At 54.1% G+C, this 11728-nt stretch carries 10 protein-coding genes and 1 pseudogene; 3 read left to right on the top strand and 8 right to left on the bottom strand.

What is annotated here, in order from left to right; all coding sequences use genetic code 11:
* Nucleotides 1-101: 101 nt before the first annotated feature.
* Nucleotides 102-302 (bottom strand): annotated as a pseudogene (locus MKR05_RS20745) (hypothetical protein).
* A 100-nt stretch (nt 303-402) separates the two neighbouring features.
* On the opposite strand from MKR05_RS20745, the gene acs reads away from it, so the two are divergent.
* From acs to actP, 3 genes are all read left to right on the top strand, one after another.
* On the top strand, nt 403-2361 hold the full coding sequence (gene acs, locus MKR05_RS20740; protein WP_004206352.1) for an acetate--CoA ligase: 1959 nt from the start codon (nt 403-405) through the stop codon (nt 2359-2361).
* A 184-nt stretch (nt 2362-2545) separates the two neighbouring features.
* Complete coding sequence (locus MKR05_RS20735) at nt 2546-2857, top strand: DUF485 domain-containing protein (RefSeq protein WP_004206350.1); 312 nt, start codon at nt 2546-2548, stop codon at nt 2855-2857.
* Complete coding sequence (gene actP / locus MKR05_RS20730) at nt 2857-4509, top strand: cation/acetate symporter ActP (RefSeq protein WP_032429245.1); 1653 nt, start codon at nt 2857-2859, stop codon at nt 4507-4509. Before MKR05_RS20735 ends, actP begins: the two co-directional genes overlap by 1 nt.
* A gap of 52 nt (nt 4510-4561) precedes the next feature.
* Here the strand turns inward: actP and MKR05_RS20725 are convergent, their stop codons facing one another.
* From MKR05_RS20725 to MKR05_RS20695, 7 genes are all read right to left on the bottom strand, one after another.
* Complete coding sequence (locus MKR05_RS20725; RefSeq protein WP_048296445.1) at nt 4562-5659, bottom strand: type 1 fimbrial protein; 1098 nt, start codon at nt 5657-5659, stop codon at nt 4562-4564.
* Nucleotides 5660-5679: 20 nt separating this feature from the next.
* Complete coding sequence (locus tag MKR05_RS20720) at nt 5680-6231, bottom strand: fimbrial protein (protein ID WP_044525147.1); 552 nt, start codon at nt 6229-6231, stop codon at nt 5680-5682.
* 35 nt (nt 6232-6266) lie between these two features.
* Nucleotides 6267-8858, bottom strand: a complete 2592-nt coding sequence (locus tag MKR05_RS20715; RefSeq protein ID WP_048296444.1) for a fimbria/pilus outer membrane usher protein — start codon at nt 8856-8858, stop codon at nt 6267-6269.
* Nucleotides 8812-9501, bottom strand: a complete 690-nt coding sequence (locus MKR05_RS20710) for a fimbrial assembly chaperone (RefSeq protein ID WP_044525145.1) — start codon at nt 9499-9501, stop codon at nt 8812-8814. The genes MKR05_RS20715 and MKR05_RS20710 overlap by 47 nt, the downstream gene beginning before the upstream one ends.
* A gap of 59 nt (nt 9502-9560) precedes the next feature.
* Nucleotides 9561-10118, bottom strand: a complete 558-nt coding sequence (locus MKR05_RS20705) for a fimbrial protein (RefSeq protein WP_167879028.1) — start codon at nt 10116-10118, stop codon at nt 9561-9563.
* Nucleotides 10119-10627: 509 nt separating this feature from the next.
* On the bottom strand, nt 10628-11317 hold the full coding sequence (locus MKR05_RS20700) for an LrgB family protein (protein WP_044525144.1): 690 nt from the start codon (nt 11315-11317) through the stop codon (nt 10628-10630).
* Nucleotides 11314-11721 (bottom strand): CidA/LrgA family protein, encoded by a 408-nt coding sequence (locus MKR05_RS20695; RefSeq protein WP_048296442.1) that lies wholly within the window; start codon nt 11719-11721, stop codon nt 11314-11316. Before MKR05_RS20695 ends, MKR05_RS20700 begins: the two co-directional genes overlap by 4 nt.
* Between the last annotated feature and the right edge of the window lie 7 nt (nt 11722-11728).

Here is an 11728-nt window from a genome sequence, read left to right as displayed (position 1 = left end):
CTCAATGAAAGGCACCATTCCTTTTCGTCATGGTACCCACTGCAGGGGGTATGAATTGTGTTGCGTTGCTTTGTGGGGTTATTTAACGCGCAATATCAGTATCATTTGCACGGCATGCTGCGCAAGCCTTTAAGAATAGGGCTTTCTTCTGGTTTTCTGCATAAAGTCACGAATTTTCCCCAGTTACAATGCATAAGTATTTGTAATAAAAAATATTTCACATCTTCCGTTTCTATAAATTCATTTACGCAATTATTTCACTTCAAAGTTTCATTTGACGAAATTTCACTCAGTTGAATCATTGCGTGATCTGCCCCCCAATTAACAAACAAAGCTGTCAAAACCCCTACTCTTAACGTTTGTTTGACATATATTTAACAAGTTCAAAGGAGAAAAAAAGCCATGAGCCAAATACACAAACACCCTATTCCCGCTAACATTGCGGAACGTTGCCTGATTAACCCGGATCAGTACAAGGCGCAGTATCAACAATCCATAACCGACCCTGATACATTCTGGGGCGAGCAGGGCAAAATCCTTGACTGGATGCGCCCCTATACCCGCGTGAAGAATACCTCCTTTGCGCCAGGTAACATTTCCATCAAATGGTATGAAGACGGCACCCTGAACCTCGCCGCCAACTGCCTCGACCGCCATCTCGCCGAGCGCGGCGATCAAACCGCCATCATCTGGGAAGGCGACGACGCCAGCCAGAGCAAGCACATCACCTACCGTGAACTGCATGCGGACGTCTGCCGCTTCGCCAATGTGCTGCTCGGCCTCGGGATTAAAAAAGGCGACGTGGTCGCCATCTATATGCCGATGGTGCCGGAAGCCGCGGTGGCGATGCTGGCCTGCGCCCGCATCGGCGCCATCCACTCGGTGATTTTCGGTGGCTTCTCGCCGGAGGCGGTGGCCGGACGCATTATCGACTCCAGCTCGCGCCTGGTGATCACCGCGGATGAAGGGCTGCGCGCCGGTCGCGCCATCCCGCTGAAGAAAAACGTCGATGACGCGCTGAAAAACCCGAACGTCAACAGCATTGAACACGTCGTGGTCCTGAAACGTACCGGCGGTAAAATCGACTGGCAGGAAGGCCGCGATCTGTGGTGGAGCGATCTGATGGCGAACGCCAGCGCCGAACACCGCCCCGTCGAGATGAACGCCGAAGATCCGCTGTTCATCCTCTATACCTCTGGCTCCACCGGTAAACCGAAAGGGGTGTTGCACACCACCGGCGGCTATCTGGTCTACGCGGCCACCACCTTTAAATACGTTTTCGATTACCACCCGGGCGATATTTACTGGTGCACCGCCGATGTCGGCTGGGTCACCGGCCACAGCTATCTGCTGTACGGCCCGCTGGCCTGCGGCGCCACCACTCTGATGTTCGAAGGGGTACCGAACTGGCCAACCCCGGCGCGTATGTGCCAGGTCGTCGATAAGCATAAGGTCAGCATTCTGTATACCGCTCCGACGGCGATCCGTGCCCTGATGGCGGAAGGCGACAAGGCTATCGAAGGCACGGACCGCTCCTCACTGCGCATTCTCGGCTCGGTCGGCGAACCCATTAACCCGGAAGCCTGGGAGTGGTACTGGAAGAAGATCGGTAACGAGAAGTGCCCGGTGATGGACACCTGGTGGCAGACCGAAACCGGCGGCTTTATGATCACCCCGCTGCCGGGGGCGATTGAGCTGAAGGCTGGCTCCGCTACCCGCCCGTTCTTCGGCGTTCAGCCGGTACTGGTGGATAACGAAGGGCTGCCGCTGGATGGCGCCACCGAGGGCAATCTTGCCATCGCCGACTCCTGGCCCGGCCAGGCGCGAACCCTGTTCGGGGATCATGAGCGCTTTGAGCAAACCTACTTCTCCACCTTCAAAAATATGTACTTTAGCGGCGACGGCGCGCGCCGAGATGAAGATGGCTATTACTGGATCACCGGCCGCGTGGATGACGTTCTGAACGTCTCCGGCCACCGTCTGGGTACTGCCGAGATCGAATCGGCGCTGGTGTCGCACCCGAAAATCGCCGAAGCGGCAGTGGTCGGTATTCCGCACAACATCAAGGGCCAGGCTATCTACGCCTACGTGACGCTCAATCACGGTGAAGAACCGACGCCGGAGCTGTATGCGGAAGTGCGTAACTGGGTGCGTAAAGAGATTGGCCCGCTGGCGACGCCGGATGTTCTGCACTGGACCGATTCGTTGCCAAAAACCCGCTCGGGCAAAATTATGCGCCGCATTCTGCGCAAGATCGCCGCGGGCGACACCAGCAACCTCGGCGATACCTCGACTCTCGCCGATCCTGGCGTAGTGGAAAAACTGCTCGAAGAGAAGCAGGCCATTACCATGCCTTCTTAAGTAAGGACCGATTCCCTACACCCTCTCCCCCACCGGGGAGAGGATAAAAATAAGTCCCTCCCCCAGGATTTCACTCGCAGGAACGCCGTCAGCGAACCGTATCCCGGCCTTTAACGCCGGAGGGGTTGCTGTCGCCAGCGTCCGCTGCGTGGATGACGAAAGGGAGACCTCTGGAGACGCTAAGATGAATGAACAACTTTGTCAGCGGATAGAAAATAGTGCGCATTTCAGGGAGCTGGTAGCATCACGGCAACGGTTTGCCGCCATTCTGTCAGTGATTATGTTAGTGATCTATGTGGGCTTTATTCTGCTTATCGCCTTCGCGCCAGGCTGGCTCGGCACGCCGCTGCACGCCGGGACCAGCGTCACCCGCGGGATCCCGCTGGGCATCGGGGTGATCGTCATTTCGTTTGTTCTCACCGGTATTTATGTCTGGCGGGCCAACGGTGAATTTGACCGTTTGACCAAGAGCGTTCTCAACGAGGTAAAAGCATGATCAAGAGAGTCCTGACGGCGCTCGCCGCCACGCTGCTGCCCCTCGGCGTTCAGGCCGCAGATGCCATTACCGGCGCGGTACAGCGCCAGCCGACCAACTGGCAAGCGATTGTCATGTTCCTGATTTTCGTCGCCCTGACCCTGTACATCACTTACTGGGCGTCAAAACGGGTGCGTTCGCGCAGCGATTACTACACCGCCGGCGGCAATATCACCGGTTTCCAGAACGGGCTGGCGATTGCCGGCGACTTTATGTCGGCAGCGTCGTTCCTTGGTATCTCCGCGCTGGTGTATACCTCCGGTTACGACGGTCTGATCTACTCGCTGGGCTTCCTTGTCGGCTGGCCGATTATCCTGTTTCTGATTGCCGAACGTCTGCGTAACCTTGGCCGCTACACCTTTGCCGACGTGGCGTCCTATCGTCTCAAACAGGGACCGATCCGCACCCTCTCCGCCTGCGGCTCGCTGGTGGTGGTGGCCCTCTATCTGATCGCCCAAATGGTCGGCGCCGGCAAGCTGATCCAGCTGCTGTTCGGTCTTAACTATCACGTTGCGGTGGTGCTGGTGGGCGTCCTGATGGTGCTCTATGTCCTGTTCGGCGGCATGCTGGCGACCACCTGGGTGCAGATTATCAAAGCGGTTCTGCTGCTGTTCGGCGCCAGCTTTATGGCCTTTATGGTGATGAAGCACGTCGGCTTCAGCTTCAATAATCTGTTTACCGAAGCGATGGCCGTCCACCCGAAAGGCGCGGCGATTATGAGCCCGGGTGGGCTGGTGAAAGATCCGATATCCGCGCTCTCCCTTGGCCTCGGTCTGATGTTTGGTACCGCCGGCCTGCCGCATATCCTGATGCGTTTCTTCACCGTGAGCGACGCCAAAGAAGCGCGTAAAAGCGTGTTCTACGCCACCGGTTTTATGGGCTACTTCTATATTCTGACCTTTATCATCGGCTTCGGCGCCATCATGCTGGTCGGCGCGAACCCAGTGTTCAAAGACGCGGCCGGGCAGCTTATCGGCGGCAATAATATGGCGGCGGTGCATCTGGCGGATGCGGTGGGCGGCAACCTGTTCCTCGGCTTTATCTCCGCGGTCGCCTTCGCCACCATTCTGGCGGTGGTCGCTGGCTTGACGCTGGCGGGCGCCTCAGCGGTGTCGCACGACCTGTACGCCAACGTCTTCCGTAAAGGGGCGACCGAGCGTCAGGAGCTGAAGGTCTCCAAAATTACGGTGCTGATCCTCGGCGTGGTGGCCATTCTGCTGGGCATCCTGTTCGAAAATCAGAATATCGCTTTCATGGTCGGCCTGGCGTTCTCTATTGCCGCCAGCTGTAATTTCCCGATCATTCTGCTGTCGATGTACTGGTCGAAGCTGACCACCCGCGGGGCGATGATCGGCGGCTGGCTGGGTCTGCTGACGGCGGTGATTCTGATGATCCTCGGCCCGACCATTTGGGTGCAGATCCTCGGTCATGAGAAAGCGCTGTTCCCGTATGAATATCCGGCGCTGTTCTCCATCGCTATCGCGTTCATCGGTATCTGGCTCTTCTCCGCGACCGATAACTCACCGGAAGGGATGCGCGAGCGCGAGCAGTTCCGCGCCCAGTTTATCCGTTCACAAACCGGCATCGGTATCGAACGCGGTCAGGCGCATTAATCTTCTCCCCCTTCCCCGGCATCGTCCGGGGAAGGGGCTTATTCTGCCCCCGTCAGTTGTAGGTGAAGGTGATCACCCCTGCTGCGTTTGCTGAACCTGCTGTCACTATACTTCCCGTCTTATAATAGTTTGTGGAAAAAGCGAGCGACTGCTGAGCGGCTGCCCCGCCAGGACTGTCGGGATGGGTGAAATAGCTATAGCTGGCATCTGCGCCGTCGTTCGTTACCGTCGTACGGCTCGAGGTATAGAGGCTGATGTCGGTATTCAATGGCAGCGCTTCGCCATCCAGATTCAACTGGACCCCCACCCCGGTGGCAACATTCTCTTCTGCCGTTAAGGCCATTACGGTGTTATCCGGATTATCCCCACTCGCTTCCGCCGCCACCACCCGCATCGAAACATTGGTTCCCGGCTCGCAAAAGAGATTCATGGACTGCCGCGCTGATCCTACCTTCGTCGCGCTATTAAACTCGCCGGTATTGATGCTGCCCATGGCAAAACTAAGATTATTGCTACTGACATCGCACCCCATCGGGATCATCTGGATGCTGGTGGTTCCGCTGATATGCAGTTGGGAAATCGCTACCGAGCCTGACTTATCCTTTGCCGATACCGTCGCCACCGGGTCGTTAAAGGATAATGTACTATTGCTGGCAATCGCGCCGCCAGTCGCTACCAGCTGCAGCTGATACGCCGGGGTGTAATGTGTGGAAGCGAAGTAATCTAAAAAGCCATTAGGCTCACCGAGTTTAAAGTTGGCATCGCCGATATAATGCACCTGCGAGTCGGGAGTGAAATCATCTGTATCGTTCTCATATTCACCACTGATATTAAGCCACACTTTAACGCGTATCCCGATCCCCTGCACCGAGGTGGTATAGATGTTATCGCCGACCAACGCCCCGGCATTGCTCGAAGACCAGGCAAACACCGCGTAAATTTGCCCCTGGCAATTGAGCATAAACGTTTGCGCGTGATTCATTTTCCCGGAATCGTATAGCACCGTACCCGCGGTATAATTTCCGGCGTTGATCAGTATTTTTTCCGGCAGGTTAGTCATCGAGATATCGCCATAATTTTTCCCCTCACATAACGCCCAGCTGTAGGAGGGGATCAGCACCACAATGAAAAATAAAATAAGCTTTTTCATAAACTTCCCTGTCGAAATGATTATTTATAAGCCACATCAAACGTGGCGGTAAAACCGACAATGCCGGGACTCACCTGGCCATAAGGTGAGTACATCCGTGCCGCCATGGTGAACGTGTGGATGTCCGCTTCGCTATCAAAGGTGAAGAGATACTGGTTACCGGGGCCCAGCGGCTGCTGGTCGGCCATGCTGAGCAGTTGCAAACCAATGCCGCTGGCCCCGCTATTGCCTGTCATATAGCTTTTATAGATCGAAGTATGGGCTTCATCGAAACCAGCCCCACTGAATGTGATCGTCACTGCTGACGCATAGGCGGAACAGTTGGAAAAGAGCAGCTTCACCGGCACGCTGGCGCTGCTCGATCCCGCTTTTCCGGAGAACGTCTGATAGGGAACGGTGCCCAAATCAATACGATTCGACGGCTCCACAGCCACCTCACAGGAGGGCGCTTCGATCGTGCCCGTAACCTTAAAATTGACCGTGCTGTTGCTCTCGTAAGCCAACCCGGGAGCGGAGAGCAGTAAAAGGCTAGCCAGTACACAGCCCCCTGCTCCGCAGTCTTTAATGCTCATATCAGCCCTTTTTTCCTGTTGCGAACGTGCGGCCATTATCGGCAGATGGCCTGATAAAACTGAATATTGTCGCTCAGCGTGGTGCTGGAGAAATCATAATGAGCGGTGCACTGCTCACTGCTTTTGTCCCCCCAGCGTGCTAGCAGCTGGCCTTTTTTCTGCAACCCCGTCAGGTAAACCTGCCCCTCATCGCCAACGATATTGCTGCGCGAGACGCTGGTGTTAGGCCGAGCGTTATCGAGGGTCACCAGCGCGCCGAAGGGCACCACCCCGCTGCGGGTGCGCAGTGTGAGCATCGCCTTATAGCCAATTCGCGTGTCATACTGCACTTTGACGATCGCGTTGCGCGTCGGTACCACCGTTCTGGCAACGTTATCCACTTCAGCGCCGGGGATTTCCTGTTCATCCAGCGCCAGGCTATTACGATGGTATGGACGGACGTAGGGCACCACGGCATATCCGGTGGCATCCGTCGTCACGTTTGTCTGGCCGCGCACCGTCACATCGCTGACGCCGGGGGTCTCGACCAGCGCCGAACTCTCCCCCAGAAAGCGTGACAGCGTGAGCCCCCCTGAATGGGCAACCATGCCGCCGCGCAGCGAATAGTTGTAGTGATTGCTGTAGCGGTCGTAGCCATAGCCGCCCGCCACGTCGCCTTTTGCCCCCTGGTAGTTGACGCTGAGGTTGCCGGAAGTGCTCTTATCCTGGGTGTTGTACCCTTCCAGCACGCTCCAGTTCAGGGAGCGATCCTCGAACGCTGAACCGTTAAGTCCCACGCTGTGCGTGGTGTCGTTATGGCGGCCATGGTTCATGGTGTAATTCGCGGAGAGTGAGTCTCCCAGCGGAATGCTTAACGTCAGGGAGACGACCGTATCGCTGGCCGGCCGGTTATGACCGCTGTCATCGGTGTTCTGCACGTTGCGGTTATAGGAATAGTTAATAAAGTAGGAGGCTTTGCCGATTGCTCCGCTATAGCCCACCCCGACCGACGCCATGCGCGAGTTGTCCCAGTAGGTTTCATTGATCAGCGACAGCGAAAGTGAGCCATAGCCAAACAGCGTCTGTGACACCGAGGCGTCAAAACGGCCTTTCGTTCTGCCGTTGCTGGTACAGCAGTCATACTGAGTGGAAGCGTTATCGACAAAATCCTGAAACGAATAGTATCCCGCGGTGGAATAGCGATAACCGGCCACGGAAAAGTTGGTCCCGGTCTGGAGAAAACTTTTGCTAAAGCGGACGCGATAAGATTGCCCCTGTTCTTTACTGGTCGATGTGGCCGCGGCGTTGGCGTTGACATCAGCCCATGACTGAGAACCATCAAATGAGAGGGCGCCGATAGTCCCAAGATTAAAACCGGCGCCTAACAGCAAGTTGGTGTATTTATCTTCCGCCTGCTGAAAGCCGCTATAAAGAGTAACGTTGCTGGTCACGCCATAAACCAGAGAGGACTGAATAAAGTTATATTCTTTATCGTCGGAGCTACCTGAGCGCGTTCTGCCACTGCTCAGCGCATAGTCCAGCTGGCCCTCGCGCTGCAGGATCGCCAGCGAGGCGAATGGCACCACAAAGTTTTGCTCGCTGCCGTCAGACTCTTTAATGCTGACGTACAGATCGCCGGCGCTGCCGGTGGCGTAAAGATCTTTTATTTCAAAGGCGCCGGGTGCAACGGTGGTTTTATAAATGCTATAGCCATTCTGATAGACCGAGACCTCAGCGGTGGTACGCGCAATACCCTTGATCGTCGGCGCAAACCCGTGAAGGCTATCCGGCAGCATCTCTTTATCTGAGCTGAGCTGTAGGCCGGTAAAGCTCATGCTGTCGAAGATGCCGGACGACGTATAGGTGTTGCCTACCACCAGTTGACTGCGCAGGGTTTGGATATCGCGGGTGATATAGGAGTATACCGACTCCCAGCGACTGCTATTGTCGCTGTGGCTATAGGTGCTGTAGTTGCGCAGGCGCCACGGCCCCAGGTTCACGCCAGGCTGCAGGCTGATAAACTGACTGTCGATAGTCGCGCCGTTATGTCGCGGGGTATTGCGCTGCCCGGAAATGCTGTAGTTGAGAATACCGGCGTTAATCCCCTGCTGCCACTGGCTCTCCGGCACATAGTCCCTGGGGCGGTTCAGCATGGCGGCTTGTGGGACGGTAAAATCTATCCGCTGTTGGGCAAGTGAAACCGTAAACGTCACGCCCGGGATCGCCGACAGCTGAGCACAGGTTTCTCCTGCCTCGAACAGCTTCGGATAGGCGGCGGTATTGATGAGCCATGAATGAAGAAACTCCGTAGAAAGACAGGGAGTCACCGTTGCGTTTGCACCAGCGTCAGGGTTATTTACCTGAAACAGGAGCGATTCAGAACCGACATACTTATCATTGATGAAAACATCCAGGTAATAAGTGCCAGGCGGTACGCCATCTTGCGAAAAATAAGACAGATCAACTGAAGCCGCGCTATTAGCGGTGACTTCGAGTAGGTTTGGATTGAAATATTCGCCGGCCTCAGCGCAAGTAGGTAGGGTACTCAGGCACAGAAAAATAGCGACGCAGAGACTTTTTGTTGGAAATAGCGGCTCAATGCTACTGAATAAGAGCGGTATATTTCTTCCCTGACATACCATAATCATTAATCACGCTCCATGTGATTTCTTTTTTTCCTGCCGAGGACAGGTTACTCCTGACGGGTATTTTTAAAGTCGAAAACGGGGCTGCAAACCATGCACCAGAAATATTTTTACCGTTAATACTAACCTGCGAGAAATTCATATACACTGGCGAACTATTTTTTACCGTTAGGGACGCCCCTTCTTTACCCCATCGTAATTTGTCGGCATAGCTTTCTGGTGTATTACCTTTTAACGCGGCAGGCCGGTAAATTAATTTTATTTTCGAGTTGATAGCAAACTGCACGACATTTTTATCAGGAATATATTCCGTCGCCGGGATCCCTTTAATATTTAGCCAAAACATGGATTCGCGGTCGTCTGGTAACATCTTTCCTGAACGGACAATACGCACAAATCCTTTTTCTCTGGCTTTAAGACGAAATAGCGGTGGTGTAATAATAAATGCATCTTTTGCTGGTGAAGCAGCATCAACCACAGAGAGCCAGGACTGCACAATATTGCTGTTCTGATCTTTATTCTCAACGCTAATAACGGCGTTATTCTTCGTACCATCAAAGACAAGGCGCGTACCGCCAACCACCACGCTGGCTTGCGCGATAGAAGACGACAGCACTAAACCAACCACAAAAAAAGGATATCTCATACGCTTAAATAAGGGGAATAACAGACGATCCCCCTTTCTCCCTTCAATAAAATGCAGAATTAATGATAGGTCACGTTATAAGTTACCGTTGTCTGAACGGCACCCTTTGTCGGTTCACCAGAGCCCGATTTCACCATCTTAACGGTGAACGGAATCGTTGCGGCACCGGAAGAGATATCGACATCGGAACCTTCTTCGTTATTTTTCATCAGGCTACCGGCTTCGTCATACAGCGCCACAGCGACGCCCGTTGCTGCGTCTTCCGTAGCCTGGTTTTTAAAGTAATCGCTATTCGCGGTATCGGAAACCCCGCCGAAAGTCACGCGGGCGGAGTTATTTCCCCCCTCTTCCACCGTCGGGCAATCCGCTAAGCTAAAGGAAAAGTTTTTGGCTGCGCCGAAGGTATACGCTTTCAGGTCCGCCACCGAGGTGGTACCCATATCAATGGCAGTCACACCGCCATCGATGGTCGCCGTACAGGTAGTATCTGAAACAATGCCATTAAAGGTAATGGTGTTATCAGCCTGGGCAACGGTAGACAGCGCGCTGCAGGCAGAGAAAATCAGGGCACCTGCCAGTAATTTTTTACTCATCTTCATATTTATTCCCATATCCATTATAAACGACAATCAGTCCGTCAATTGCTTTATGCAGCGATATTAGAGAATGAAATTCAATCAGCGCGGCGTCATGCCGGCATTTACATGCTATCGGCTTGATGACAGGCACTATTATGCAGAAATAAACGACCCACTATGAATCCATTCAATAATACAAGCTCGCGTAAAAAGAATAACTAACACAAGGTAAAAATTCAATTATCAACAGATATGCTATTTTTTAAACAACGCGTATTAAAAGATTAGCGGCGCGACATAAAAAACCTTAAAAATCACTTGGATAAGCAGTTATATAATTCGTGAAAATAATAAAAACACTGAATTATATTTAGATTGCAATTAAATAATCGACGCCATTGAAATATTTTCTTACAAATTCAGGAGAAACATAAGAATCGACTTAATCTTTTATGATGAGTAATAACGGGTATAAACAAAAACAGGGGAAAATAGTCCACAACTATTCTCCCCCTCAATATTTCATAATATCCGGTTACGGGACCATGTTAAAACAGCAGCCAGCGCACGACCGGCGCAGCCAGCACGACGACCACACCTGAGAGCATCATCACCAGGCTGGCCACTACGCCCTCCTGCTGGCCCAGCTCATAGGAGCGCGCGGTTCCGGCACCGTGGGAGGCCGCCCCGAACCCGGCCCCTTTCGCCATCCCTTCCCGGATAGCAAGCCGTAAAAACAGCATGTCCCCCACCGCCATACCAAAGACGCCGGTGATCACCACAAACAGCGCCACCAGATCGGGTTGACCGCCGAGCGGTTTCGCCGCCGCCAGGGCAAAAGGCGTGGTCACCGAACGCACCGCCAGGCTACGCTGTATTTCGTCAGACAACATCAATCCGCGCGCCAGCCACACGGAACTGGTCACCGCTACCACCACCGCCGTCACCACCCCTGCGCTGAGAGACATCCAGTGGCGTTTGATCACCGCGATATTTTCATAGACCGGGACGGCAAAGGCGATGGTCGCCGGGCCCAGCAGCCAGAGCAGCCAGTGGGTCTCTCCCATATAGCTCTGATAAGAGATATGGCCTGCCACCAGGATCAGCACCAGCAGGATCGGCGTAAATACCAGCGGCATCAACGGCAGTTTATGAAAACGGCGATACAGTTTTTTATTAGCGTAATAGAGGCCCAGCGTCGCCGCCAGACACAGGATACTTAGCGTGGTATCGCTCATTTTTTTATCCTGTTCACTTCGTAACGATAAACCTTGTCAACGACCCAGGCCGTAGCGCCGAGCACCATCAGCGTGCTTAACGCAATGACCAGGAAAATACGCCATCCGTCGACCATCAACAGCTGGGCATAATTGACCACCGCCACCACCGCCGGGACGAAAAACAGCAGCATCTCCGCCAACAGCCAGCGGGCGCCGGCGCGAACCCAGTTGAGGGGGATCACCCGGCAAACGATCATCAACAGGAGCATCACCATGCCCACTAAGTTGGCCGGCAAGGGTACCTGCCACCTGTTCACCAGATATTGTGCGAAGATGAATAACCCGACGTAGAGCAGCACCTGTATCGGGATCTGAAGTCGCTGCGCCACAACAGGGGCAACGCGAGCTGGCGCGAAGGCCATGAGCGAT

This window comes from Klebsiella sp. K5-204 (genome assembly GCF_030128585.1).
Taxonomy (GTDB): domain Bacteria; phylum Pseudomonadota; class Gammaproteobacteria; order Enterobacterales; family Enterobacteriaceae; genus Klebsiella; species Klebsiella quasipneumoniae.
This window is presented reverse-complemented; position numbering and strand designations above follow the sequence as displayed.